A 26,453-nucleotide genomic window follows, 5' to 3' on the forward strand; every position below is an offset into this window, starting at 1 on the left:
TAATTTACCATGAAAAGGAAACTGAAATTTGCAGTCTTAGCTACCATCCTATTGGTTACTCTTGGCCTGTATTATCTAAAATTGGATTTTCAAAAAACGGCTCCCACCCTTTATTTCAACGGGAACTTTATAACCATTAATGATGCCCAGCCAAAAGCCAATGCCATGTTGGTGGAAAATGGCATCATTAAACACATCGGTGACCTAAAAAATTTCCCTGAGAAAGACCTCGAAAATGTTCTGAAAAGAGATTTACAAGGTGCAACGGCACTTCCTGGCTTTATTGATGTCCATACTCATTTTGCCTTAAGCATGTTCCTTTCGGAAATGCATGACCTATCTGGTTTTACACATCCTAACAACAAGGCTATTTGGAACTCCTTTGAAGACATTGCAAAACAAACTCCAAATGGCGAATGGATTGTGTGCAAAGGTTTGGACCCCGTGATGACAGAAGATTTACAGACACCTACAATTCAATACTTGGACCAAATTTCACCGCATAACCCTGTGGTTATTTTTAGTCAAAGTTTGCATAATTACTGGGCCAATTCCAAAGCTTTTGAAATGGTGGGCATTACTTCAAAAACTCCTAATCCATCGTCACACAGTTATTACGAACATAATGCTAAAGGAAATTTAACAGGAGCCATTGTAGAGCAAGAAGCTTTTAAGCCTTTTATAGAGAAGTTAAAGGAAGACGTGCTGACCTCCACAATGCTGAGCCGAGCAGCACAAAAAGTAATGAGAGCCTATTCCCAAAATGGCAATACAACCATTGTATCTACCGGTATCACCATCAATGATAAAAAGCCTTTACTGCTCTTTGAACATTTATCAGACAAAAAACCAAAACTCCTGGGTAGTTTCCTTGAAAAACTAGGATTTCTTCCCAAAAGAGAACCAACGCCACGACATTTTTTGTACATCCGTCATGACATGGCCCATTTGCTTCCCGAGAAAAAACTGGGCAACGATTTTTACAATATTATTGGCATAAAACATTGGTACGACGGTTCGCCTTACACAGGTTCCATGTTTATGAATGAACCATATTTGAATTCTGATTTAACCCAAAACAAATTACACATCTCAAAAAATTCGAGAGGTAAGGCTTTGACCCCCAAGGACAGTTTAATACGCTTCATTACAACGTATCATAACAAAGATTGGCAGATGGCATTTCATGCACAGGGAGATGCTGCCAATTCGGGTATTATTGAGGCGTTCCGTTCCTTGAACGGCACTTTGGATTTCAGCAATTCGAGACACCGTTTGGAGCATTGTTTGTTACTTTCCAAAAATGACCTACCCCAATTAAAAACCTTAAACCTCTCTCCTAGTTTTCATATCAACCATTTGTATTATTATGGAGACGCTTTAAGCAAAGACATCTTGGGAGAAGATCGCAGCCATGCCATGCTTCCTTTAAAATCGGTTTTGAATCATGACATCGTGAGCAGCATTCATGCCGATCAGCCTATGTTCGAAAGTAAACCGTTCAGGCTTATTCAAACAGCTGTGGAACGCAAAACAACATCTGGAAACATTATTAACGAAAAAGAACGCATCTCTTTGATGGACGCCATAAAAACCTTAACAATTAATGCGGCTTGGCAAATTGAGATGGAGGATAAATTAGGTTCCTTGGAAACAGGAAAATATGCCGATTTTATCATACTTGACAAGGATCCATTTTCGGTAGCGACTGAAAATTTAGATGACATTAAATGTGTGGAAACTTTTATAAATGGGAATAAAGTAATATACTGACCCATGATTAATGAAATGTAAATATTTAGACATGAATTTAAACTTAAACAATAAATACGCTTTGGTTTGCGGAAGTACTGCAGGTATTGGAAAAGCCACTGCCATTGAATTAGCAAAGGAAGGCGCCAAAGTTACTTTGGTAGCCAGAAATGAAGATAAATTAAAAGCGGTACTTGCCGAATTACCAAACAGCGAAAACCACTCTTATATCGTTGCCGATTTTTCCAATCCGGAAGCACTGCAACAAAAGGTGACTGATTTTATTTCAGCACATCACGGGTTTCATATTTTGGTAAACAATACAGGTGGTCCAGCTGGAGGCCCTGTTTTCGCTGCCAAATTGGAAGAATTTGAGAGCGCCTTTACCAATCATTTAAAATGTAATCACGTCTTGGCACAAGCGGTGGTTCCGTTTATGAAAGCCGAAGGTTATGGACGTATCATCAATGTAATTTCTACCTCGGTAAAACAACCTTTGGACGGACTTGGTGTGAGCAATACCATTCGCGGAGCTGTTGCCAACTGGAGTAAAACTTTGGCCAATGAATTGGGACAATTTGGTATTACGGTAAATAACGTTTTGCCAGGAGCTACGGGAACTGAGCGTTTGACAGAAATCATCAAAAACAAATCGGCTAAAACCGGTACCAGTGAAGAAGCCGCTGCCGATGCCATGAAACAAGCCGTTCCTGCAAAACGTTTTGCACAGCCAGAAGAGTTGGCTTATGCCGTAACGTTTTTGGCCAGCGAATGCGCCAGCTATATCAACGGAATTAACCTTCCGGTTGATGGTGGACGCACAAAAAGTTTGTAATTTTATAGAAACCCGCGTGAGGGGTTGAAGCAAGCTACCGTGTAGCGCGAAAAACCCGACCCGTAAGGGGCACGCCCAAAATATATTGTAATGAGTAAATTGGTAAGCCCATTAAATTTTAAAAAGTGGATTGACGAAAACCGTCATTTATTAAAACCGCCAGTTGGTAACAAATGTGTATGGCCTAACGGTGACTATATAGTTATGGTTGTTGGGGGTCCCAACAGTAGAAAAGATTATCACTATAACGAAACACCTGAGTTTTTCTACCAATTGGAAGGCGATATGATATTGCGCATCATGAACGATGGCCAACCAGAAGATATTGAAATCAAGGAAGGAGATATTTATTTGTTGCCTCCGGGCGTGCCACATTCGCCGCAACGCAAGGCCAATACGGTTGGTTTGGTGATTGAATACCCAAGAGCCGAAGGTGTGAATGATGCCTTGGAATGGTATTGCGAAAATTGCAACGAGCAACTGTATCGCGAAGAGTTTCCGTTGGATAACATTGAAACCGATATGCCTGTAATTTTTGATAAATATTATGGCGATTTGGACAAGCGCACTTGCAACAATTGCGGGCACGTTATGCAACCACCGACACCTGTAACAACCGAAGAATAACCCCAAACCAAAACACTAGCTCATCACCCACCCATGGAAAAACGCAAACTTCGCATTAACGGCCATTCCCATTTACTTCCCTATCCAGAAGAAATCCCTCAGTTCATGAAGGACAAAGGTATTTTTTGGGTAGATAAGGACCGAAAATATATGCTTCAGAAAGATTGGAGTCGTCCGGTTACGGACTCTAGTTTCTTTTTGAAGGAGAAATTGGAATGGATGGATCGTTTTAATATCGATCATGCCGTAGTCCTAAATTTATCGCAACTGTACGGTAATGGTTTGCGCTTGGAAGAAATGAAGCAGGCCCTAAGATTCCAGAATGATTTCAATGGAAGAATCCAAGCGGAAAACCCAAGTAAATTTACCTGTGGGTTTGTAGTACACCCTGGATTTGTGAGAGGTGCTTGTTGGGAAATTGAGCGTTGTGTTGAGGAATTGGGCATGAACCTATTGTGTTTGCCAACACACTATATGGACACCATAGGCACATGGCGTTGTATTTTTGATGAAGAAAACGAGCCGATATTTGAGCTGGCCAATAAGTACAATTTGGCGGTGGAAATCCATCCTTATGATGGGGAAAAATTCATCAAACTACAAAACACCTCTTGGCGATTCCACTTAATTTGGATGCTGGCCCAATGTGCAGATGCCTACCATTTCTTGACCTTAAATGGGTATTATGAAAAGTATCCGAACATGCGGGTTTGTTTTGCGCACGGTGGACAATTGGCACAAATCAACCTAGGAAGACGCATCCAAGGGTTTGATGGTAGACACGATTTGTTTGAAGGCAAAGTACACCCAAGAAAAGCGGTTGGTCATAAAAATATTTTCTTTGATACTTTGGTTCATGACACAGGTTCTTTGGAACTCTTGATCAAAAACCAGACTTCCAAACAAGTGTTAATGGGCTTGGACGATCCTTACCCATTGGGAGAAATGGAAAGCGCTACACAATCTTCCTATCCAGGAAAAATCTTGGATTTGGCCATAGAAAGAAAGATTATCAACGAACAGGAAAAAGACGCCATGTGGGAAGACAACGTCCTGCAATGGTTGTTTGGTGATGACGAATCCAAAAAGCAAGCTTTAATCAACAAGATTTTATCCTAATGCATTTTATACCTGAAGCCTTAGACGACTATGTCGTTGCCCATACGGAGGACGAACCAGAATTGCTGCAGCAACTGACAAGGGAAACCTTTCAAAAGATTTTGCAGCCAAGAATGTTGAGTGGGCATTACCAAGGCCGCTTATTGAGTATGATTTCAAAAATTGTCAATCCCAAGAGCATTTTGGAAATCGGTACTTATACAGGCTATTCTGCCTTGTGTTTAGCAGAAGGGCTTCAGGAACATGGGGTTTTACACACGATTGACATCAATGAAGAATTGGTGGATTTTCAACGCAAATATTTTGACATGTCTCCTTATGGCGCTCAAATCCACCAACATTTAGGAGATGCCACGGAAATTATCCCGGAACTGGACCTCACTTATGATTTGGTGTTTATTGATGCGGACAAGCCCAACTATGTCAACTACTTCCATTTAATTGTGGAGCGACTCAACAAAGGCGGCATTTTATTGTCCGATAATGTACTTTGGAGCGGTAAAGTGATCCAACAGGTAAAAGAGGATGATCTTTCAACCTTGGCTCTTTTGGAATACAATAAACTACTGAAAGAAGACAAACGTATAGAAACCGTATTGCTGCCTATTAGAGATGGCCTAACCATAAGCCGAAAGCTATAGGAACAAGCAATTAATCTGCTTGTTGATTTTGCTTAAAAAGTAACCTCTTTTTTTCTATCTTTAATGTATAACCTTTTTCACGTCCAAATGTTATACAGGTTTCGCTACCATTTCATTGCGGTATTCCTTTTTAAGACAAGTCTTTGTGCAGGACAAAATTTGCCTTTTGGCTCACAACAAGACCCCAGTTTAGGCTTGGCTAGAACAGGGATGCTCCTTGATAGTATTGGCATATATCACAGAATTGAGGTTTCATATTCTGCAGAAACCACCCTTACAGAATTTAGTGCTCTCAAACGTATTCCCCTTTCTAATACTTTCAGTTTTTTGATTGGCACCAAACTGGACATCTATGACGCGTTGGGGACAGGCAACAGAAGTTTCGGCATCAATGCTTCTGCCGGTTTTGAGTATATGCCAAATGACAATCTATATCTAAACCTGATCTACAGTTACCGATTCAATGAGTTACTAGGTAATGTCTATCACTACAATACGTTTGACAAAAATAGTCTTAAAATGAATTTGGGTATTAAGTTTTAGAAAAGAAAACTAGTTGACAGCTATAAAACTTTACATTTTACGTCTTACAGACCCAGTGAATTGTTCTAAATCGTCCTTAACTTTGGTAAGTTCATCTTGGACATCTTTGGTAATACTGGTATCAATGCCATTTTTTTCGGCGCTTTTGGTAATTTCCGATTTGATATCGGTAGAGGCATCGCGAAGCATGCGCATACCTTTCCCCAACCCTCTCGCTATTTCAGGAATTTTATCGGCACCAAACACCATGACTACTATAAATAGTATGAACATGACTTCGGTAGTGCCTATAAATAAAAATGTTCTTGATAGTATCACGATGCAAATATACTAAGTAGTTTATTTAGATGCTCAGTGTTTCAAAAATATTTAACGGTCAATTCTTATTCTCGTTAAGACGATTTCTGAAGACTTTCAATTTTTCATTGAGATATTCAAACATCAACATATCGTTATTCAATTTATAGAGTTCCATGAAACGCTCATCTTCCGAAGCAAAATAGAAAAACTCCATTTTCCGGGATTCCTCCAACTCCTCAATTTCCATGAGCATTTCCGAAAACTCAGACATGGTTTGATTCATATATTGATCCTGACGTTCCAACTTAACTAAATGCTTAAGCCGTTTGGTACGACCAGAAATCCAATTCATGATTGGGTTGAGGGGCACAATCCCGCCTCCTGTGGTTGCTTCATAAAGCCTCCGTTCACTTTGGGTTTTACGCCTTCCGGTATAACCTGGGATGCCCACATCGTAAAAATTGATATCACGTTTGGCTTCAGAATTCTGTACATCCAGCAATAAATTGCCCGTTAAAACCTTGCCGACAATCACCTCATCCAATTCATTGATTTGATCCTCCAGAGTCACTTTTACTGTTTTTGAATTGAAAATCTCAGCAGTTATGATTAGCTCTTTCGTTTTATACTTTATTCCTGTGATTTGCAACGTATCTTGAAGATTTGCCGGAATTTCAAAACTCCCGTTTTCATCTGTTTTAGTAAATTTACTTCCTGTTTTATTGATAACGTGAATACCCTCTACATCGCCACTTGCGGAAACAAGGCCTTCCAAAACCTTTTGCTGAGCACAGAGCGTTCCTATACCAGCAAAGTAGCACAGAAAAAAAAGCTTCTTAATTTCTGCCACTCTGCGTGCTTAAAAAAAGTTTGCTTTTGTCATTGATATATTCAAGGAATTGCAATTCTTTGCCTTCGTCCAGCAAGCTATAATCCAAGCCACTATCTTCTACATAAATGATAAAATCATCTACTTGATCTTTAGGAATCCCGAAGTTTTGCTCTAGAAACTCTTCGCTGTATTGACTTTTAAAACTGCTCATAGGAATATCTACCGTATCAACTTTGTCTGCACTTTTATTAGTTGGCGATTCAAATAAAGGCACCAAAAGTAGACTTACAATGTTCTTAATATTCAAGCCATTTTTCATGGTTTGTCCTTGAGAGTGCATAGTGAAATTTTCAGTTCTGGATCGGGCATCATCTGGAAACTCAAATTCTTCCATATTTCCCAATCCCAAATCAAGCCCCTTTAAATCGGCATTATAGATTTTGATACTTTCCACATCTATCATCAAATTCCCAGAAAGATCATATGGCAACACCACCACCTCATCTAATTTGTTCACTTTCTCCACCAAAAACACCGTAAGCTGTTTAGAGATGATAATCTCCTGGTCTATAACGACCTCAAATTCCTGAAACTGCAAGGCATGGAACTCCAAGACATCGTTAACTGCAACTTTTATGGAAAACTCTCCTTTTTCATTGGTAATAGTCCCTTTACTGGAATTCCTATTAAAAACGGTCACGCCTTCAATATCATCACTATCCACCACTATTCTACCATTTACCATGATTCTATTAAGCTGTTGCGACTGTCCTTGAACACTTAGCAACAAAAAACTGATGAGCAAAAGAGCTTTAGTCATAAAATTTGGTTTAATGTAATAAAGTAACGACATCTTGTCTTAAATAAACTTCAATGGTTATATAAACTTTTGTTAAAGGGGATGTTTACTTAAATTTACGACAAATTAATGAATGATGAAAACTATAATTATCGCCAGCACCTCTACTCTACATGGTAGTGGTTCTTTGGAATATCTTTTGGAAGAATTGAGTACCTTTTTTAAGGCCACTGATGAAATTTTGTTTATCCCTTATGCCAGACCAGGGGGGATTTCACACGAGGAATATACCGCTAAAGTAAGCGAACCTTTTGCCAAAATAAACAAAACCGTCAAAGGCATCCACGAATTTGACTCTCCTACCGAAGCCGTAAAGCAGGCTAAAGCCATTTTTGTGGGAGGGGGCAACACCTTTGTATTGGTGAGCCAACTCTATAAACATGGACTTATTGAAGTCATCAAGGAAGCGGTTTCAAACGGAACGCCTTATCTAGGTACCAGTGCCGGAAGTAATATTTGTGGGCTGACTATGAACACCACCAACGATATGCCTATAGTATATCCGCCAAGTTTTAAAACTTTCGGTTTTGTTCCTTTCAATTTAAACCCGCATTATTTGGATCCAGATCCAAGCAGTACCCATATGGGAGAAACCAGAGAGACCAGAATTCAAGAATTCCACAAATTTAACCCTCAACCCGTAGTAGGACTTAGAGAAGGTAGCTGGTTGCACGTATCCGGAAGTACTATTACTTTAAAAGGTAGTTTGGATGCCAGGATTTTTGAACAGGACAAGGTTCCTTATGAAGTCCCTACAGGAGCAGATTTATCCAATTTGAAATAATCATCAAATAAAAAACGGAGACAATTTCTAAAAAGAAACTGGCTCCGTTTTTACCCTAACTACTATTTAATAAAAAAGCCTCACCTTTCAGTGAAGCTTCTTGAGCGGGAGACCGGGTTCGAACCGGCGACATTCAGCTTGGAAGGCTGACGCTCTACCAACTGAGCTACTCCCGCAATTCTGGCGCAAATATATACAAACTATTCAATGTACAAAAGAGAAAAATCCATTTTTATTCAACTTTTTATTTAAGTTTGTTTTCAGTTTTATCTAACCCATTATTTTTCAAATATTTTGACTCAAACTTCAAAAGAAGATTTTTTTATAAAATTTATCTCTCCAGAGGAAACACACGTTGTTCGGCACCCAGTTTTAAGGCCTGGGCGCCCTATTGAAGACTGTATTTTTGATAATGACGACCTAGATTCCACCTTCCATCTAGGGCTTTTTTACAAAAATGAACTATCTGGAGTGGTCACCTATCTTAAAAATAGTACGCTTCTTTTACCTAATCCTTCACAATACCAACTCAGAGGCATGGCGGTGCTTGAACATTTACAAGGTCTCAACTTAGGTACAGCTTTAATAAAACGTGGTGAAACCATACTTACAAACTTAAAAGCCGATGCAGTTTGGTGCAATGCTAGAGAAATAGCTGTTCCTTTTTATAAGAAAAATGGCTTTGAAATCATTGGTGAACCTTTTGATATTCCTAAAATAGGCTTACATTTCACCATGTATAAATTGCTTTGAAAAGACGACATTTCATAAAATCTGTATCCTTATTGGGACTGGCGTTTTCTGCCTTCCCCAACAACTTATTGGCTTCCAATCCCATTTCTTGTGAATTATTGATTGGCAAAGGTGCTCCTGCCCTTTTCGGAAATGGTTACAAATTACTTTTGGAAGCGCACGAAGCTTTTTTAGAAATGAAAGCTGAAGCTTTAAAGGAAGGCATCAATATTAAAGTAGTATCTAGTTATCGCGATTTTGAACATCAAAAACGTATTTGGAACCGAAAATACAATTTGTTTACCTCTCAAGGCATGCCCGAAACCAAGGCCATCAATGCCATTACAGACTATTCAACCATTCCCGGTACATCCAGACACCATTGGGGAACCGACCTTGATATCATTGACGCCAATGCCGTACAGCCTAAAGGAGATGTTTTATTAGAAGAACACTTTGAAGGTCAAGGTGCTTTCCATAAACTTAAACAATGGATGGATGCCAATGCCAATCGTTTTGGATTTTTCTTGGTATACACCAACAATCCATCACGAAAAGGGTTCAAATATGAACCTTGGCATTATAGTTATAAACCGCTTTCCAAACAGTACTTGGAATCCTACAAAAATTTGGACTTATTCGAAATTCTAAAAAATGAACATTTAGCTGGAAATGACTTCCTCACTGCTGAGCTTCTATCAACCTATAAAAGAGAGCATCTTTTAGATATCAATCCTGAATTATTACGCTAAAAATTTCGTAATTTTAGTTTTCACAACTATGTCACCATGAGAACTAATAGATTTAAAATCAGACTCTTGCTAGGACTCTGTATTGTTGCTTTTGCATTTATCAAGCGTTGTAGCAGTATGGAAACCAATCCTTATACAGGAAAGGACCAAGTCATAAACATGACTGCCGATCAGGAAATTGCCATTGGACTGCAAAGCGCCCCAGAAATGGAACAGCAATTCGGTGGATTGCATCCCAACAACCAATACCAAGCTTTTGTAACGCAAGTGGGCAATAAATTGGTGCAAAGCAGTATTGCAAGTCAAACCCCATATGATTACCATTTTCACCTTTTGGGAGACTCTAACACTGTCAATGCCTTTGCTCTTCCTGGAGGACAAGTCTTCATTACCTATGCCCTATTTTCACAGCTTGAAAATGAAGCCCAACTGGCAGGCGTCTTGGGTCATGAGATTGGCCACGTTTTGGGTAGGCATTCTGCCGAACGTATTGCCGAAACCGAATTTTGGAAAACCGTTACCACAGGAGCTTCCGTTGGTGCCGATATGGGCCAATTGATTGGAGGTATTGGCCAGCAAAAATTACTCACCAATAGTAGAGGCGATGAATTGGAAGCCGACGATCTTGGTATCATGTTAATGATTGATGCAGGCTACGAACCCGAGGAAATGATTGGGGTTATGGAAATCTTAAAAGCCGCCGCAGGACCAAACCGAGTTCCCGAATATCAAAGTACCCACCCAGATCCTGACAATCGGATTGAAAAGATAAAAGCAGCCATTGACAAGTACAAAAAAACTCCCATATAGGGAGTTTTTTTCTCTAACTAAACTAACTAACCAACTAACTAATAATAAATGCTGAATAGCACCTACTAGTGTTCTTTTTATGCTTTATCCAAATCGCTAATAACGGAAAGGGCATCTTGAGCGTTGGAACGCTCTGCATAATGTGCCGCTGTTAAACCGTCCTCACTTTTTTTGTTAATATCTGCTCCGTTAGCCACCAAAAGTTTAATAATGGCCACTCTGTTGTACTTTGCCGCATACATCAATGGAGTCATTCCGTTGGATCTCTCGTTAACATCTGCTCCCAACTCAATAAGTTTTTGAACTGTTTGGATATCCCCTTTGGCGATTGCCACACAAAAAGGATTTACAGAAGTGTTAACTTTTACAGTTCTAAAATTATCAATTGTTTTGAATGAAGTTGTAGCATAGGTGGTACTTACCATAAATCCCATTGCAGCTGCAATAATAATTACCGATTTTTTCATGATGAAAGATTTTAATGATTTGATTAATGATTGTTTTTTGATTACAGTAAAGAGACGCATAAATTTTCGATTTGTTACACAAAAAAATCATATATAACACATTTTTAACTATTTAAACACAAATTTGTTAAGGTTATATTAATTTTCCCACTTGCGCTTCACCATATGATAACCCTCAGTTTTACGGGAATTTCTGCTCTTGAAATTTCGACGTCCTAATAGAAAGAATTATCTTTGAGAATAAAATAAAAAGCACCATGAACAAAAAAGTAATCCTTATGATTCTTGATGGTTGGGGCAAATCTCCAGACCCTAAAGTTTCAGCCATAGACAACGCAAACACACCTTTTATAGATTCACTTTACAACACCTACTCCAATGCAAGTTTGAGGACCGATGGCCTCCATGTTGGACTTCCTGAAGGCCAAATGGGAAACAGCGAAGTTGGACACATGAATTTAGGTGCAGGAAGAATTGTATACCAAGATTTGGTAAAGATCAACCTAGCCATCCAAAACAAAACCCTTCGCAACGAACCTGCGCTTGTAGAAGCTTTTGAATATGCAAAAACCAACAACAAGCCAATCCATTTCCTTGGATTGTTGAGCGACGGTGGCGTACACTCCCACATCAATCATTTATTGGGGCTTGTAGATGCAGCCAACGATTATGGCGTTAAACATTCATATGTACATGCCTTTACCGATGGTAGGGACGTAGACCCTAAATCCGGTTTTGGATTTGTTACTGAGCTGGAAGAGCATATTGAAAACACCAACACCAAACTTGCCACCGTTACAGGGCGTTACTATGCCATGGACAGAGACAAGCGTTGGGAACGTGTAAAATTGGCCTATGACGCTTTGGTACACGGTACAGGAGAACACTCCAAAAATATCTTGAAATCTATTGATCATAGTTACGAAAATGACATAACCGATGAGTTTATCAAACCGATCATTGCTGTTGACGAGGCTGGAGAGCCTATAGCTAAAATCCAAGACGGGGATGTCATCATCTTTTTCAATTTTAGAACAGACCGCGGAAGACAGCTTACCGAAGCTTTGACTCAAACCGACTTCCACGAACAAAATATGCACAAACTGATGAAGTTACACTATGTAACGATGACCAACTATGATGATTCTTTTGAAGGAATCCATGTAGTTTTTGACAAGGATAATTTAAGTGAAACTTTGGGTGAAGTTTTGGAAAAACATCACAAAACTCAAATCAGAATTGCTGAAACCGAAAAGTATCCTCACGTAACCTTTTTCTTTTCTGGAGGAAGAGAAACACCGTTTGAAGGCGAAAAGAGAATTCTTAAAAATTCACCAAAAGTGGCCACTTACGACCTTCAGCCAGAAATGAGCGCCTACGAACTTACGGATGCTTTGGTTCCTGAATTGCAACAAAAATCAGCAGATTTTGTTTGTCTTAACTTTGCCAATGGGGATATGGTTGGACACACAGGAGTGATGGAAGCAGCCATTAAGGCTTGTGAAGCTGTGGACAAATGCGTAAAACAAGTAGTTGAAGCGGCTTTGGAAAATGACTACACCACCATTTTAATTGCCGATCACGGAAACTGTGAAACCATGATCAATCCAGATGGTTCTCCAAACACCTCGCATACCACAAACCCAGTGCCGATTATTTTAATCGACAAGGATAAAACTAAAATTACCGATGGTATTTTAGGAGATATTGCACCTACCATTTTGAAACTGATGGGAGTGCCACAACCTGAAGCTATGACGCGCCATTCTCTTGTTGAATAAGGCTGATGAAATATATTTTGTATATTTTAGCGACCTAAATATTGACGGATGAATTTTCAGGAAAAGCTAATTATTGCAGTTGATTTTGACGGTACCATCGTTGAGGACGCCTACCCTAAAATTGGGAAACCTCGGATTTTCGCTTTTGAAACCCTTAAGCGCCTCCAAAACGATGGCCACCGCTTAATCCTATGGACCTACCGTAGTGGCGTGAGGCTGGAAGAAGCTGTAGAATTTTGTGAAGAAAACGGCATTCATTTCTATGCCGTAAACAAAAGTTTTCCCGAAGAACAATTTGATTACACCAAGAGCCGAAAAATTTATGCGGACATCTTTATTGACGACCGCAATATAGGTGGTGTTTTAGGATGGGGAGAAGTCTATCAGCTTATCACCAACGAAATGCCCCAACAGTTAAAAGAAAAGCAAAAAAAGGGTATTTTTTCTTTCTTAAGACGCTAACAGCCTCTTGAAAGTTCAAAATATTGTCTATCTATAGACTCTCTATGGTCTGGATGCGCAATATTAACTAGAGCTTTCACCCTTTCGGCAATAGTTTTACCATATAAATTCGCGATCCCATATTCTGTTACCACGTAATGGATATGGGATCGTGTTGTTACTACCCCCGCTCCAGGTCTTAATGTTGGTACAATTCTACTGATGCCGCTTTTGGTAACTGAAGGCAAAGCAATGATAGCTTTCCCTCCTTCGCTTAAGGAAGCCCCTCGTATAAAATCCATTTGTCCTCCTACCCCGGAATACATTTTTGTTCCGAAGGAATCTGCACAAACCTGTCCTGTTAAATCCACTTCAATAGCAGAATTGATAGCCACCATTCTTGGGTTTTGCTTAATCACCGAAACGTCGTTTACATAATCTGAAGAACGCAATTCCACATAAGGGTTGTCATGCACGTAATCATACAAACGTTGTGAGCCCATTAAAAAGGTGGCCAAGGCTCTTCCTGGATCGATGCCTTTATAATTTCCGGTGATGACATTACTTAAAATTAAATCGATAACCCCATCTGAGAACATTTCGGTGTGCAATCCCAAATCTTTATGAGACGTTAAACGTGTCAATACCGCATTTGGAATATTACCTATCCCCATTTGTAAAGTACTACGGTCTTCAATTAAACTAGCCACATAATCACCGATGGTGTTTTCCAAATCGGAAGGTTTGGCAACATGATGAATTGGCAAAGGTTCATTGCAATCCACAAAAGCATCAATTTCGGATACGTGAATAATACCATCCCCAAAAGTTCTTGGCATTTGTTTGTTCACTTGAGCAATCACATAATCGGCATTGTCAATGGCCGCCAAAGTAGCCTCCACAGAAACACCCAAAGAACAATAACCATGTCTATCTGGAACCGACACATGAATAAGCGCTACTTGCAGGTCCACGATATTTCGTTTGAACAACAAAGGCAATTCGCTTAAAAATACAGGTGTGTAAGATCCATTTCCTGCCTGCAGGGTGTGGCGCACGTTTTTCCCTAGGAAAAAGGAATTCACATGAAAACTGTCTCTCAACTCAGGATTGGCATAAGGAGCCTCACCTTCTGTATGCAATTGGCAAATCTCAACATTTCTAAGTTCCTCATGTCTTTCCGTCAAAGCCTTAATCAACACTTGAGGTGCTGCTGCTGCTGCCTGTAAATATACTTTATCGTTGGACTTTACTATTTTAACCGCTTCTTCTGCTGTAACTGACTTATACATAACGCTTCTCATTAATTCTCTTTGCAAAGTAATTAAATAAAACTGTAACCCACACTGACCAAAGTCAGTGCAAAAACCAATGTAAGATAGCTAGTTTATTTTAAGTATCTTTGCACATATTTTTTTGAATCATGATTATAGCAAAAACAAGAGAGGAAATAGAACTGATGCGCGAAAGCGCCTTGATTGTATCCAAAACTTTAGGAATGTTGGCCAAGGAAGTAAAGCCTGGCGTAACCACTTTGCAATTGGATAAAATGGCGGAGGAATATATTAGGGAACAAGGTGCCATCCCTGGATTTTTGGGATTATACGACTTTCCAAATACGCTTTGTATGAGTCCTAACTCTCAAGTTGTTCATGGATTTCCAACGGATGAGCCTTTAAAGGAAGGAGACATTATTTCCATTGACTGCGGTGCTATCAAGAATGATTTTTACGGAGACCATGCCTACACGTTTCCTGTAGGTGAAATTGATCCTGAAACCCAAAAGCTATTGGACGTTACCAAGGAATCTCTTTACATAGGAATTAGAGAGTTTAAGGTTGGTAACCGCGTAGGAGATGTTGGATTTGCCATTCAGCAGTTTTGTGAATCTCATGGTTACGGTGTGGTTCGTGAGCTTGTTGGCCACGGTATTGGACGCAAAATGCACGAGGATCCAGAAATGCCAAATTATGGAAAACGCGGCCGTGGGAAAAAATTCATCGAAGGTCAAGTAGTGGCTATCGAGCCTATGATCAATATGGGAACCCACCGTATCAAGCAACATAGAGATGGTTGGACCATCACCACTTTAGACAATAAACCATCTGCGCATTTTGAACATGACGTGGCCATTATTGACGGAAAACCTGAAATCCTTTCTACGTTTGCCTATATCTACGAAGCATTGGGCATCGAAAGCGATGAAGAAAACGAATTCAGACAAAAAGCATTGGTCCTTTAATCAAATTTATGAATAGAATTGATTTAATCGAGCAGGAACTCACCCCGCTTCGAGACGCACTCAATAACCACCATTTATACAGCAACCTTTCCTCTATCGAAGACATCAAAATCTTTATGGAGCAGCATGTTTTTGCTGTCTGGGACTTTATGTCGCTATTAAAGGCATTGCAAAACCAGTTAACCACGGTAACATTACCTTGGGTACCTGCCAAAAATCCAGCTACTGCAAGATTCATTAATGAAATTGTATTGGGTGAGGAAAGTGATGTCAACGAACTTGGCGAACCTAAAAGCCATTACGAAATGTACTTGGATGCCATGTCACAAATTGGTGCCAATACAAGGCCAATAGAAGCTTTTGTTAACGATATATGTGAAGGAGCTTCTATTAACGATGCTGCAACAAAAACGTCTCTACAAGAAGCAACCTTAAAGTTTATCAATTTCACCTTTGAGGTTATTGCTAGCAATGAAGCTCACAAAATTGCATCGGCCTTTACGTTTGGTCGTGAAGATGTGATTCCTGATATGTTCTTCCAAATCATCAATCAATCAGAGGCAGACAAAACCGATTGTAGTAAATTGACTTACTATTTGAACCGTCATATTGAATTGGATGGTGACGAACATGGACCTTTATCCTTAAAGATGATTGCCGAACTTTGTGGCGACAATTCGCAAAAATGGGAAGAGACTTTGGAAGTAGCCAAATTGGCCCTCCAACACCGTATACAACTTTGGGACAGCGTTTCGGAATTGATTACATTGTCCCAACCAATTGAAATGTAATTTGCCCTTGAAGAAGCTTTTCAAAATAGTTTTAAATACCGTTCCCAGACCACTACTTATTCGTTTAAGTTATGCGGTTAGACCAATTTTAGCTGCTTACCTCAAAGGTGATCAATTTACAGACCCTATTGACGGGAAAAGCTTTAAAACGTTCCTACCTTACGGTTATGGCAACCAAAGAAGCAATGTATTATCGCCTTCCACTTTGTCTTTAGAACGTCATAGACTGTTATGGCTGTATTTAAAAAATGAAACCGACTTTTTTACGGGACAGCATAAAGTACTTCATTTTGCTCCAGAGCAGGCCTTTTACAAACGTTTTAGAGCCATGGACAACTTGGACTATACCACCACAGACCTCAATTCGCCTTTGGCCGATGTAAAGGCAGATATTTGCAATCTTCCTTTTGAAAATGATTCCTTTGATATCATTCTATGCAACCATGTTTTGGAACACATTCCGGACGATACCAAAGCCATGCAGGAGCTTTATCGCATTTTAAAACCAGGCGGTTTTGGAGTGTTTCAAATCCCGCAAGACCTTAATCGAGAAGTTACGTTTGAAGACGACTCCATAACGGACAAGAAGGAACGCGCCAAAATCTTTGGGCAGTATGACCACGTAAGGGTATACGGCAGGGATTATTTTGACAAACTCCGAAGTATTGGATTTAGCGTAGAAGAAGTTGACTATACAGCAAGCCTTTCAGAAAATGACATTGAGACCTATTGCCTGGCCAAGGGAGAAATTATTCCTGTGGTAAGAAAATAGATGCACTAAAATTTATTCTGCCGGAAAACCGTTTAGAGCCTTGGTTTCAAACTCACCTTTGTCGTTTTCAAAAATCAAGAATACTTTTAATTCTGGGTGTTTTCCCAAAAACGCTTCCACTTTTTCAATCCCCATCGCTTTGAAGGCTGTAGCGTAGGCATCTGCCGTCATACAATCCTCCGCTATTACAGAAATACTTAACAGGTTGGTTTTACTAGGGTAGCCCGTTTTGGTATCAATGATATGTGAGTAGCGATTCCCGTTGTCATCAATTTTGAACTTTCTATAAGTTCCAGAGGTCGCCATAGCTTCATCAACCAAATCTATAGCTTGCAAAATGGATTGGGTGCCATCAAAATGCGGCATCTCTACTCCCACTTTCCAGGGTTGCTCCTTTTCAATATTCATCCCTCTTCCTCTTACTTCGCCTCCAATTTCAACCAAATAATTGGCCACGTGTTGACTTTCCAAATATTCACCAATAACATCTACCCCGTAACCTTTGGCAATGGCATTAAAATCTAAAAAGGCATTAGGTCGCTTTTGGATTTTACTTTCCCTAAGTCCGAGTTTGTTGAAACCAACATCACGCATCAAGCTATCAATTTGCAGACTGTCTACATGGTTTATTCTTCCTTGCGGCCCAAAATCCCAAGCGTTAACCATAGCTCCAATAGTAGGATCAAAAGCACCTTCGGTATATCTATAAATGGCTTTCGCCGAATTGAACACTTTTATAAAATGCTCATCCACCTGTACGTCTTCATTTCTGTTGATTTTAGAAATATCAGAATCTGACATATAGGTAGACATAGATTTGTTAATCACCGCAAACAAACTATCAAACTGAGGTTGGTAATTCTCGTCTGAATCATAGATTACCGAATAGGTTGTTCCGAAAACGGATCCTGTTAGTTTTGTGTTTTTTATTTCTTTACTGCAAGAAAAACAAAGAGACATTACCAATGCCAGTACCAAAGTTTTTTTCATCATAATAAGGCCAAATAAATATGGTTGCTATTTTGGGTTAGGGTGTTTAGTTTAAATGCGTATCGATTACTTGAATACCGTTATATTCAATCAAATATTCTTCATTCAAATATAAAGGAAGATCTTCACCATTAGGATTTCCAAGGCCTACGCCCGCATATAATACCTTGGCATCTTTTTCGCGCGCGTGTTTTTTGAAGGTTTCCATCCAAACCACATCATAATTGTTTGGGTTATCTGGTAACAAAACGGCCCTTACAATTACAAAATAATATTGGCTGTTTTTATCGATGCACACAAATTGCGGATGGCGTTTGAGTTGGCTATTAACGGCAACAAATTCAAATCCTCGTTGTTCCAAATCCCTTCCTACATGGTTCATGGCAAGGTTGTGAAGTTCCTGTGTGGACAATGGTTTACTCATGTTGCAAAGGTATCACAAAATGGGAATTTATATAAATGAGCCACTATCTATTTTAAACCAAACTAATATTCCTTGAGTTGGTATTCATCCAAAAGTAATTCCCAATCGTGACTTTCGGTTAACTCCAATAATGCCGTTGAAATTTGATCACGTATATCCTTGGAAAGTGTTTTTGCCATAGGCATGGCGTACAATTGAACGTTAAACCGCATAGGAAGCAATCGCAGTGAGGCAAATTCCGCATTGTTGTTTAACTGATAGTCCAGCCAAGGTTCATCATAAACAAAATAATCAAGATGATTGTTTTCAAGCTCCTTTAAGCCTGAAATGAATTCTGGATAAGCATGAATATCACGGAAAAAATTCCTTTGAAGAAACCCCTCTGTAGCCGATGATGCTACAGTACCTACCTTGGCGCTCCTGTAGCTCTCCAAAGTATGTTTGCCTTGTGTGAGCTCATGAACCGTAAGACTGGAAGTGATACTGGCAGTGAAAATAGAAATTATAATCAATGAGCACAGCATCCAAACCAAAGCTATAAACCGACCCAAATTGGAAACCGGGACTTTATCACCATACCCCACTGTCGTCATGGTAACAGCAGACCACCAAAAACTACTTACCAGCCCCTTTTTTCCCCTTTCAAAATGGTTGTTCTGTTTTTCCACGAGCCAAATCAAAAAGCCAAAAATGAGTACTAAGGCAAACAACATCAAAACAAGATACAATAGACGAATACTAAAAATAGCCTTTAACACGGTAACTATGGAGCCTATTTTAGAACCTTTCTTCTCTGCAATGGTAAGATTCCCTACGTAGAAAGGATAGGTAAAATTAATTTGATGGTTCCTCTCGCTTGTAATTGTTATAGGATTGATGGCTAAATCAATCTTGCCCGTTTCTAGATCATTTAAAAGCGCCTTTAAGGGCTGCTCTGAGGAATAAGATACCAACTTGTATGGAAGGCTCAGGTCTTTCTTTATTTGCTCCCATAACCACACACTAACACCTTGCATGCTTTGGTCCTCCGTAAAAATAACAAATGGCGCAGATTCATAAACTCCCACTTTTAAAGTGTCTTGGAAAGATTGACCGATTGCCCTTACTCCAAAAAATGGAGCTAGAAGAAATATAAGTAAACCGGAAACTCTTAAATAGTTCTTCATGGAATGGAATAGGTTGTTCTAATTTAAGAAATAAAAACGAAGGAAAATCCGGCGAAGAACAAAATAAAAACTTAACAATAAGACAATTAACACCTTCTACGAACAAATTTTTAGTAACTTAAAGCAAATATGAATGTCATGACTACTACTTATAGATTCGATCAAGCCATTAAAAAGCTGTATAAGGCCTTTCATAACGATACCTTACATCCTGAATGTTGTAAGCAATGTGCTGTTGGAAACATTTTGGACAATAGAGATTCATGGAAACATTTATCAGATGACCATGGTTCTTTAGAATTGAATTATCTGGGCATTGTACACCAAAATCTAGGCAGGAAATTTAATGGATATACGCCAATGGAATTATTACAAATTGAGGCCACTTTTTTAAAGGCCTGCGGTTTTATTTTACCACTACATCATAAACACAAAAAGCCAAAACACCCTAATGAAAAAAACGTGCTATTTCAAGGCCTAAGTGCTGTTGTGGAATTATTGTGTGAAATGGATGGCATTGATAATGTGATGGACTGTTCAGCCTTGTTTAACTTTGAAAAATCTAAAACCCCTGTTCTAACGTAATTTCAAAAATCATCAATAAAAAAAAGCCGATTCAATTGAATCGGCTTTCTGTATTTATCATTTGGATTATCCACCAAAGTCATCAAAACGGATGTTTTCATCTGGAAGACCAAAATCTTGTCCCATTTTTTCTACGGCCTTGTTCATTAACGGCGGTCCACAGAAATATAATTCGATATCTTCAGGAGCATCGTGATGATCCAAGTAGTTTTCGATTACACAGTTGTGAATGAATCCTACGAAACCATCTCCAGCCTCATCATGAATATCTTTCTTCACTTTCCAGTTATCCTCTGGAAGTGGCTCAGACAATGCCAAGAAGAACTTAAAGTTAGGGAAATCTCTTTCTAAAGCTCTAAAGTGCTCAATGTAGAATAACTCACGCTTAGAACGTCCTCCGTACCAATAAGTCACTTTTCTACCCGTTTTAAGGGTTTTGAATAAGTGATACAAGTGCGAACGCATTGGCGCCATACCAGCTCCACCACCTACATATAACATTTCAGCGTCTGACTCATTGATGAAGAATTCACCATAAGGTCCCGAAATGATCACTTTGTCTCCCGGTTTTCTCGAGAAAATGTAAGATGATGCTACCCCTGGGTTTACATCCATCCAACCATTTTTAGCTCTATCCCATGGTGGCGTAGCAATACGCACGTTAAGCATAATGTCCCGTCCCTCTGCTGGGTAAGAGGCCATGGAGTAAGCTCTCTCAACAGTTTCATCATTCTTCATTACCAATGGCCAAAGACCAAATTTGTCCCATTCTGCTTGAAACTTATCTGGAGTTTCGTGCTCTTCTGGGTGGGCAGTAATGTCGATATCAGAATATTTAATTTCACACTGAGGGATTTCAATTTGAATATATCCACCAGCTTTATAGTTCATATCCTCTGGGATACGTACCACGAATTCCTTGATGAAGGATGCCACGTTGTAGTTACGTACAACTTCAGCTTCCCATTTTTTAATACCAAATACTTCTTCCGGAATGGTGATTTCCATGTCTTGTTTTACCTTAACCTGACATGCCAAACGCGCACCATGTTGCAACTCCTTACGAGTAAAGTGAGGTGTCTCGGTTGGAAGCGCTTCACCTCCACCAGCTAATACATGACACTCACATTGGATACAAGTTCCACCTCCACCACAAGCGGAAGGCAAGAAGATTTTTGAATTTCCTAAAGTAGACAATAAACTCCCTCCAGAGGCTACTTCAATTTCCTTTTCCCCGTTAATTTTAATCTTAACCGGCCCTGAAGGAGATAATTTTTGTTTTACGAATAATAACAAGGCCACCAATAAAAGTGTTACTACCAAAAAGGCAGCTACCGTTGCTACTATGGTTCCTACTGTACCTGCTGCTAATATCATGTTACTCGTTTACTTTTGTATTGTTAGCTAACTTATTCTCTGTGTCTTTCTTTACAGTTTCTACCTGTGCAGTTTCAGCCTCTTCTTTAGCCCCTTCATCACCTCCAGTCAACATACCACCAAAGCTCATGAAACCAATAGCCATAAGACCTGTAATGATAAACGTGATACCTAAACCTCTCAAAGGCGCAGGAACATTGGAATATCTAATTTTCTCACGGATAGCAGCAATTGCTAAAATAGCCAAGAACCAACCAATACCAGAAGACAATCCATAGTTGAATGCCAATCCGATAGAAGGAATCTCACGAGATTGCATAAATAAAGATCCTCCCAAAATAGCACAGTTTACAGCAATAAGCGGTAAGAAAATACCAAGAGAGTTATACAATGCTGGAGAGAACTTCTCTACAACAATCTCTACCAATTGTACCATGGTTGCAATAGTAGCAATAAACATGATAAAAGAAAGGAAGCTCAAGTCATAATCGGCATACTCTGCCCCTAACCATTTTAAAGCTCCAGGTTGTAAAATGTATTGGTCCAACAACCAGTTTACTGGTACAGTAACCGCCAATACAAATATAACGGCAGCTCCTAGACCTACAGCTGTAGACACTTTTTTAGACACTGCAAGGTAAGAACACATTCCTAAGAAAGTGGCAAATACCATGTTGTCTATAAATATCGATTTGAAAAATAATTCTATGTGCTCTAACATAATCTATCTTTTTAAGTAACCCGCTAAGGATTAATCTTCAATTAAATCTTTGTTTCTGCTACGTTGTACCCAAATAATGATACCAACCACGATCAATGCCATTGGAGATAACAACATAAATCCGTTGTTTTCATATCCTAAAGCATACAATCCCGTTTTTTCAATTGGGTCTCCCAATACTTTAAACCCTAATAAAGTACCAGAACCTAAAAGTTCTCTGAAGAATCCAACGATTACAAGAATGATCCCGTATCCTAAGGCGTTACCAATACCATCCAAGAAAGATCTCCAAGGTCCATTACCAAGAGCAAAAGCCTCAAAACGTCCCATGATGATACAGTTCGTGATAATCAAACCAACGAAAACAGAAAGCGTTTTACTTAATTCGTATGCAAACGCCTTTAGTACTTGGTCTACAATAATCACTAAGGCAGCAACTACTGTTAACTGAACGATAATTCTAATTTTAGAAGGAATGATGTTTCTGATCAATGAAATAACTACGTTCCCCATTCCCAATACAAACATTACCGAAATAGCCATTACAATAGACGCTTTCAATTGAGCGGTAATAGCCAAGGCAGAACATATACCCAATACCTGAATAGTAATAGGGTTATTATCCGCTAATGGGTCTGTAATTAACTTGGCGTCTTTTTTTGATAAAAGTCCCATATCTTATTAATTGTTTTTTAAGTTATCGAAAAAAGGCTTGTACAATTGTAAGTCGCTTTTCAACATTGCAGCAACACCATTACCAGTAATAGTGGCACCAGCAATTGCGTCTACCTCGTTATCGGTTTTGTTTTCGTTCTTAGGGTCTGCATTTCCTTTAGCTACATCAACTCCTTTGAAATTTCCGTTGCTATCCAATAAATGCTCTCCAATAAAGTCATCCATAAAGAAACGCTCCTTAATGTTGGCCCCAAGACCTGGAGTTTCTCCTTTGTGATCAAAATAAGCCCCTTGAACTACCATGTTTTCGTCCATAGAAACATAGCCCCAAATAGCATCCCAAAGTCCTTTACCATAAACTGGAGCGATATAGAAAGTTTTTCCATCCTTCTCTCCTACAAATATTGGCAATTGTCTTTTGGAAGCATCTCCAGCAGCAGCTTCTTTAGCTTTTTTGATATCGATTAAATAAGCGTTAGCATCTTCTGATACTTCGCCACCTTGCATTACCAATTGCTTAGTGATGTACTTTGAAAACAATTCTGGAGCTTGAGATTTATCTACAAAAACAGCGCTACTCTCATCATTTTCATTTACACCCATAGCATACAAAATGTTTTGTTTCTTTTCCAACTCCACATTTTTTCCAATTGTATCCTTAAGTGACGCCGCAGTAAAGGCCAACAAAGCTCCTACTACCACTACCATACCAATGGCAAACAATACGGTATATACGTTACTATCTGTTTTATTACTCATCTTAAGCTGTTTTTGCTTTTAAACGTTTCATTCTTTTCTTAACATTTCCTTGTACCACGTAGTGGTCAATGGTCGGTGCAAATACGTTCATCAATAAAATGGCCAACATCACACCTTCTGGGTAAGCCGGGTTGAATACACGGATTAAGATTGAAATGAATCCTACTAAGAATCCATAAATCCATTTTCCTTTGTTGGTTTGAGATGCCGTTACAGGATCTGTAGCCATAAACACAGTACCAAAGGCAAAACCTCCAATTAATAAATGGTGCCAGAATTCAGTGCTCATCAATCCGTAGAATTTACTGCTTTCAGTTACCCAACCAGCATCAACAACACTGTTAAAAATCAATCCCATTACCAAAGCTCCCAATACAGAAGACAACATAATTCTCCAGCTTCCAATTTTAGTGAAGATCAAGAACAATCCTCCCAAAAGAATCAAGAAGGTAGAAGTCTCTCCAACAGAACCAGGAATAAATCCGTAGAACATATCGGCAACAGAATATCCTGCTCCATTTCCTTGTGCTAAACTTCCTAAAATGGTTTCACCTGAAATCACGTCGACATTTGCTCCACTGGCAATTTCATTAGCACGCTCTACAGCACCGTGTACCCATACTTTATCTCCAGACATCCAAGTTGGATATGCGAAGAACAAAAACGCACGAATCGTTAATGCAGGGTTAAGGATGTTCATCCCTGTACCACCAAACACTTCTTTACCAATAACTACCCCAAATGCTACGGCAACTGCCAACATCCATAATGGTAAATCGATTGGTACAATAAGCGGCACCAACATTCCAGTTACCAAGTAACCTTCTTCAACTTCATGTCCTTTAATAATAGCGAACAAGAACTCGATTCCAAGTCCAACACCATAAGACACAATAATTAAAGGCAACACTTTTATCAATCCAATAGAAAAGGAATCCCAAGACAAGAAATCTACAGGAGTTCCCAACGCATGATAATGTTGGTATCCGGCATTGAACATACCAAAGATCAAACACGGAATCAATGCCATGATTACCGTATTCATGGTACGCTTCAAGTCGTCGGCAGCCTTAATATGAGTTCCACCATGAGTGGTATCGTTAGGCAAGTATAAAAAGGTATGCAGTGCGTTAAACGCAGGCGCCATTTTGGTGCCTTTATACTTTTCTTTTAAGTTATGTAATGTACTTTTCAAACTCATGGCTATCCTATTTCTTTAATCATTAAGTCCAAACCTTCTCTAATAATTTTTTGGTGAGGTTGTTTAGACACACAAACAAATTCGGTCAAAGCAAAATCTTCTGGAGCAACTTCATACATACCCAAAGCTTCCATTTCGTCAAGGTCCTTGTACATACAAGCCTTTAAAAGTTGCATTGGATACATATCCAGAGGGAATACTTCCTCGTAGTTTCCAGTTACCACAAATGCTCTATGCTCTCCGTTGGTATTGGTATCTAAATCAAACTTCTTCTTAGGGTTCAACCATGAAAAAGTCAATGCTCTAGACGTCGATATTTTATTAAAAACAGGTTTGTTCCAGCCAAAGAATTCGTAATCATCTCCCTCAGGAATTACCGTAATGGTGTTGCTGTAGTAATCCAAACAACCATCTGGCTTCACTTGTTTTCCTGTAAGTACATTTCCAGAGATAATTCTGCAGTTGCTATCTTTATCAATGCCATTGTCATAAACCATAGTAGCGACTTCACTACCTATTTTGGTTCTGAAATATCTAGGTTTCTTCACTGAAGATCCTACCAAGGCAACAATACGTTCTGCGTTGAATTTACCAGTTAGCAACAATTCACCAATAATCACCAAATCCTGAGGAGCTACGGTCCAAACCACTTCTCCCTTATTGATTGGATCAATTTTATTGATCTGTGTTCCTACATTCCCAACCGGGTGTGGTCCAGATACCTTGTGCAAGGTAACACCTGAAAGACCCGCCAATGGTGAATTGGAACCAGCACCTACAGACACGTGCACGGCACCTTCTGTAAGTTTTCCAAGAGCCGTAATGGCAGCCTGAAGCTCCGCCTCTTTACCTTGCAGCGCATAATCGTAATCTGCTGCCAATGGCGCCGATGCATATCCCGATACAAAAATAGCCTTAGGGCTTTTGTTTGGATTGGCAATAACATCGTAAGGACGTTGCTTGATAAAAGGCCAACAACCCGCAGCCAACAAATGAGATTTGATAGCCTCTGCTTTTGCAGAAACCACATCCAATTTGCCGCTTTCTAGGTAAGATTGCTCTTTATCCGCTTGGATCTTGATTGCTAAAATTCTTCGTTTTGCACCACGTTGTACCTCTACTACCTCTCCAGAAACTGGAGACACAAATTTCACAAGTTCATTCGCTTTGTCATAAAAAACAGTTTCACCTGCTTTTACTTTTGCGCCTTCTTTTGCTACTAATTTTGGGGTAACGCCGTGAAAGTCTTCGGGCCTGATGGTGCAGAAATTACTGATGATCGCGTTCTCTGTGGACCTATCAGCTTCACCTTTTAGGTTTATATTCAGACCTTTTTTAATCTTAATGTCGTTTGACATATGTTTGATATTGAAATTAATTGTCTAAAAATCGACGCAAATTTACGAATTAATAGCTAAATTATATTTGAAATAATAGCTAGTTATTTATTTATACCAATTCTAAATAAACAAAAT

Annotated in this window: 30 protein-coding genes and 1 tRNA gene; 16 read left to right on the plus strand and 15 right to left on the minus strand. The window is 39.3% G+C overall.

Annotated features, from left to right (window positions below; genetic code table 11):
- Positions 1–9 precede the first annotated feature (9 nt).
- From BKM32_RS01200 to BKM32_RS01225, 6 genes are all read left to right on the plus strand, one after another.
- Entirely contained in the window at positions 10–1,773 is a 1,764-nt protein-coding gene (locus BKM32_RS01200; protein ID WP_076662203.1) for an amidohydrolase, read from the plus strand.
- A 31-nt stretch (positions 1,774–1,804) separates the two neighbouring features.
- Positions 1,805–2,587, plus strand: coding sequence for an SDR family oxidoreductase (locus tag BKM32_RS01205; protein ID WP_076662204.1), 783 nt, complete (start codon positions 1,805–1,807; stop codon positions 2,585–2,587).
- 90 nt (positions 2,588–2,677) lie between these two features.
- Positions 2,678–3,214 (plus strand): 3-hydroxyanthranilate 3,4-dioxygenase, encoded by a 537-nt coding sequence (locus BKM32_RS01210; protein WP_076662205.1) that lies wholly within the window; start codon positions 2,678–2,680, stop codon positions 3,212–3,214.
- A gap of 33 nt (positions 3,215–3,247) precedes the next feature.
- Positions 3,248–4,333 (plus strand): amidohydrolase family protein, encoded by a 1,086-nt coding sequence (locus tag BKM32_RS01215; protein WP_076662206.1) that lies wholly within the window; start codon positions 3,248–3,250, stop codon positions 4,331–4,333.
- On the plus strand, positions 4,333–4,974 hold the full coding sequence (locus BKM32_RS01220) for an O-methyltransferase (protein WP_076662207.1): 642 nt from the start codon (positions 4,333–4,335) through the stop codon (positions 4,972–4,974). The genes BKM32_RS01215 and BKM32_RS01220 overlap by 1 nt, the downstream gene beginning before the upstream one ends.
- Before the next feature lie 87 nt (positions 4,975–5,061).
- A complete protein-coding gene (locus BKM32_RS01225) occupies positions 5,062–5,517 on the plus strand; it encodes a hypothetical protein (RefSeq protein WP_123812042.1) in 456 nt (151 codons plus the stop codon).
- 30 nt (positions 5,518–5,547) lie between these two features.
- Here BKM32_RS01225 and BKM32_RS01230 read toward each other — a convergent pair whose 3' ends face one another.
- From BKM32_RS01230 to BKM32_RS01240, 3 genes are read right to left on the minus strand one after another with little or no spacing between them, the layout of a single operon-like run.
- Positions 5,548–5,835: a twin-arginine translocase TatA/TatE family subunit gene (locus BKM32_RS01230; protein ID WP_076662209.1), complete on the minus strand. Its 288-nt coding sequence runs from the start codon at positions 5,833–5,835 to the stop codon at positions 5,548–5,550.
- A 58-nt stretch (positions 5,836–5,893) separates the two neighbouring features.
- Positions 5,894–6,667 carry a carboxypeptidase-like regulatory domain-containing protein gene (locus BKM32_RS01235; protein WP_076662210.1) on the minus strand — a complete coding sequence of 258 codons (774 nt, stop codon included), beginning with the start codon at positions 6,665–6,667 and terminating at the stop codon, positions 5,894–5,896.
- On the minus strand, positions 6,654–7,469 hold the full coding sequence (locus tag BKM32_RS01240) for a carboxypeptidase-like regulatory domain-containing protein (RefSeq protein ID WP_076662211.1): 816 nt from the start codon (positions 7,467–7,469) through the stop codon (positions 6,654–6,656). Before BKM32_RS01240 ends, BKM32_RS01235 begins: the two co-directional genes overlap by 14 nt.
- Before the next feature lie 115 nt (positions 7,470–7,584).
- Here BKM32_RS01240 and pepE point away from each other — a divergent pair, with 115 nt between their 5' ends.
- On the plus strand, positions 7,585–8,292 hold the full coding sequence (gene pepE / locus BKM32_RS01245) for a dipeptidase PepE (RefSeq protein ID WP_076662212.1): 708 nt from the start codon (positions 7,585–7,587) through the stop codon (positions 8,290–8,292).
- Between the two features lie 103 nt (positions 8,293–8,395).
- Here pepE and BKM32_RS01250 read toward each other — a convergent pair.
- A tRNA-Gly gene (locus BKM32_RS01250) sits at positions 8,396–8,468 on the minus strand.
- 118 nt (positions 8,469–8,586) lie between these two features.
- Here BKM32_RS01250 and BKM32_RS01255 point away from each other — a divergent pair.
- The 3 genes from BKM32_RS01255 to BKM32_RS01265 are packed head-to-tail and all read left to right on the plus strand — an operon-like array spanning position 8,587 to position 10,586.
- Positions 8,587–9,045, plus strand: a complete 459-nt coding sequence (locus BKM32_RS01255; RefSeq protein ID WP_076662213.1) for a GNAT family N-acetyltransferase — start codon at positions 8,587–8,589, stop codon at positions 9,043–9,045.
- Positions 9,042–9,776, plus strand: a complete 735-nt coding sequence (locus BKM32_RS01260) for a M15 family metallopeptidase (protein WP_076662214.1) — start codon at positions 9,042–9,044, stop codon at positions 9,774–9,776. The genes BKM32_RS01255 and BKM32_RS01260 overlap by 4 nt, the downstream gene beginning before the upstream one ends.
- Positions 9,777–9,812: 36 nt before the next feature.
- Positions 9,813–10,586: a M48 family metalloprotease gene (locus BKM32_RS01265; RefSeq protein WP_076662215.1), complete on the plus strand. Its 774-nt coding sequence runs from the start codon at positions 9,813–9,815 to the stop codon at positions 10,584–10,586.
- 77 nt (positions 10,587–10,663) lie between these two features.
- On the opposite strand, the gene BKM32_RS01270 is transcribed toward BKM32_RS01265, so the two are convergent.
- Positions 10,664–11,053 (minus strand): ankyrin repeat domain-containing protein, encoded by a 390-nt coding sequence (locus BKM32_RS01270; protein ID WP_076663013.1) that lies wholly within the window; start codon positions 11,051–11,053, stop codon positions 10,664–10,666.
- Between the two features lie 257 nt (positions 11,054–11,310).
- Between BKM32_RS01270 and gpmI the strand changes: the two genes are divergently transcribed.
- Together gpmI and BKM32_RS01280 are read left to right on the plus strand one after the other, a co-directional pair.
- A complete protein-coding gene (gpmI, locus tag BKM32_RS01275; RefSeq protein WP_076662216.1) occupies positions 11,311–12,834 on the plus strand; it encodes a 2,3-bisphosphoglycerate-independent phosphoglycerate mutase in 1,524 nt (507 codons plus the stop codon).
- Positions 12,835–12,882: 48 nt separating this feature from the next.
- The gene (locus tag BKM32_RS01280) at positions 12,883–13,296 is read left to right on the plus strand and encodes a BT0820 family HAD-type phosphatase (RefSeq protein ID WP_076662217.1); all 414 of its coding nucleotides are present in this window, start codon (positions 12,883–12,885) and stop codon (positions 13,294–13,296) included.
- Here the strand turns inward: BKM32_RS01280 and BKM32_RS01285 are convergent.
- Positions 13,293–14,567 (minus strand): acetyl-CoA hydrolase/transferase family protein, encoded by a 1,275-nt coding sequence (locus tag BKM32_RS01285; protein WP_076662218.1) that lies wholly within the window; start codon positions 14,565–14,567, stop codon positions 13,293–13,295. The two genes, BKM32_RS01280 and BKM32_RS01285, sit on opposite strands and share 4 nt — an antisense overlap.
- A 131-nt stretch (positions 14,568–14,698) precedes the next feature.
- On the opposite strand from BKM32_RS01285, the gene map reads away from it, so the two are divergent.
- Genes map through BKM32_RS01300 form a run of 3 tightly spaced genes read left to right on the plus strand, consistent with a single transcriptional unit; the run spans position 14,699 to position 17,080 of the window.
- The gene (gene map, locus BKM32_RS01290; RefSeq protein WP_076662219.1) at positions 14,699–15,517 is read left to right on the plus strand and encodes a type I methionyl aminopeptidase; all 819 of its coding nucleotides are present in this window, start codon (positions 14,699–14,701) and stop codon (positions 15,515–15,517) included.
- A gap of 8 nt (positions 15,518–15,525) precedes the next feature.
- Entirely contained in the window at positions 15,526–16,308 is a 783-nt protein-coding gene (locus tag BKM32_RS01295) for a DUF3050 domain-containing protein (RefSeq protein ID WP_076662220.1), read from the plus strand.
- A gap of 7 nt (positions 16,309–16,315) precedes the next feature.
- The gene (locus BKM32_RS01300; RefSeq protein WP_076663014.1) at positions 16,316–17,080 is read left to right on the plus strand and encodes a class I SAM-dependent methyltransferase; all 765 of its coding nucleotides are present in this window, start codon (positions 16,316–16,318) and stop codon (positions 17,078–17,080) included.
- A gap of 12 nt (positions 17,081–17,092) precedes the next feature.
- Here the strand turns inward: BKM32_RS01300 and BKM32_RS01305 are convergent, their stop codons facing one another.
- From BKM32_RS01305 to BKM32_RS01315, 3 genes are all read right to left on the minus strand, one after another.
- Positions 17,093–18,073, minus strand: coding sequence for an FAD:protein FMN transferase (locus BKM32_RS01305; protein ID WP_371328737.1), 981 nt, complete (start codon positions 18,071–18,073; stop codon positions 17,093–17,095).
- A 43-nt stretch (positions 18,074–18,116) separates the two neighbouring features.
- Positions 18,117–18,494, minus strand: a complete 378-nt coding sequence (locus tag BKM32_RS01310) for a Na(+)-translocating NADH-quinone reductase subunit F (protein ID WP_076662222.1) — start codon at positions 18,492–18,494, stop codon at positions 18,117–18,119.
- Between the two features lie 62 nt (positions 18,495–18,556).
- Positions 18,557–19,660, minus strand: a complete 1,104-nt coding sequence (locus BKM32_RS01315; protein ID WP_076662223.1) for a transporter substrate-binding domain-containing protein — start codon at positions 19,658–19,660, stop codon at positions 18,557–18,559.
- Positions 19,661–19,798: 138 nt separating this feature from the next.
- On the opposite strand from BKM32_RS01315, the gene BKM32_RS01320 reads away from it, so the two are divergent.
- Entirely contained in the window at positions 19,799–20,245 is a 447-nt protein-coding gene (locus BKM32_RS01320) for a Na(+)-translocating NADH-quinone reductase subunit F (RefSeq protein ID WP_076663015.1), read from the plus strand.
- A 66-nt stretch (positions 20,246–20,311) separates the two neighbouring features.
- On the opposite strand, the gene nqrF is transcribed toward BKM32_RS01320, so the two are convergent.
- From nqrF to BKM32_RS01350, 6 genes are read right to left on the minus strand one after another with little or no spacing between them, the layout of a single operon-like run.
- Entirely contained in the window at positions 20,312–21,622 is a 1,311-nt protein-coding gene (gene nqrF, locus BKM32_RS01325) for an NADH:ubiquinone reductase (Na(+)-transporting) subunit F (RefSeq protein WP_053976022.1), read from the minus strand.
- A 1-nt stretch (position 21,623) separates the two neighbouring features.
- Positions 21,624–22,343 (minus strand): NADH:ubiquinone reductase (Na(+)-transporting) subunit E, encoded by a 720-nt coding sequence (gene nqrE / locus BKM32_RS01330; RefSeq protein ID WP_076662224.1) that lies wholly within the window; start codon positions 22,341–22,343, stop codon positions 21,624–21,626.
- A gap of 30 nt (positions 22,344–22,373) precedes the next feature.
- Positions 22,374–23,018, minus strand: coding sequence for an NADH:ubiquinone reductase (Na(+)-transporting) subunit D (locus tag BKM32_RS01335; RefSeq protein WP_053976024.1), 645 nt, complete (start codon positions 23,016–23,018; stop codon positions 22,374–22,376).
- Positions 23,019–23,024: 6 nt separating this feature from the next.
- Entirely contained in the window at positions 23,025–23,777 is a 753-nt protein-coding gene (locus BKM32_RS01340) for a Na(+)-translocating NADH-quinone reductase subunit C (protein WP_053976025.1), read from the minus strand.
- 1 nt (position 23,778) lies between these two features.
- A complete protein-coding gene (locus BKM32_RS01345) occupies positions 23,779–24,978 on the minus strand; it encodes an NADH:ubiquinone reductase (Na(+)-transporting) subunit B (protein WP_076662225.1) in 1,200 nt (399 codons plus the stop codon).
- A gap of 2 nt (positions 24,979–24,980) precedes the next feature.
- Positions 24,981–26,336 carry a Na(+)-translocating NADH-quinone reductase subunit A gene (locus tag BKM32_RS01350; RefSeq protein WP_076662226.1) on the minus strand — a complete coding sequence of 452 codons (1,356 nt, stop codon included), beginning with the start codon at positions 26,334–26,336 and terminating at the stop codon, positions 24,981–24,983.
- Between the last annotated feature and the right edge of the window lie 117 nt (positions 26,337–26,453).

Origin of the sequence: Mangrovimonas sp. DI 80 (assembly GCF_001975575.1) — a bacterium.
Lineage (GTDB): Bacteria > Bacteroidota > Bacteroidia > Flavobacteriales > Flavobacteriaceae > Mangrovimonas_A > Mangrovimonas_A xylaniphaga.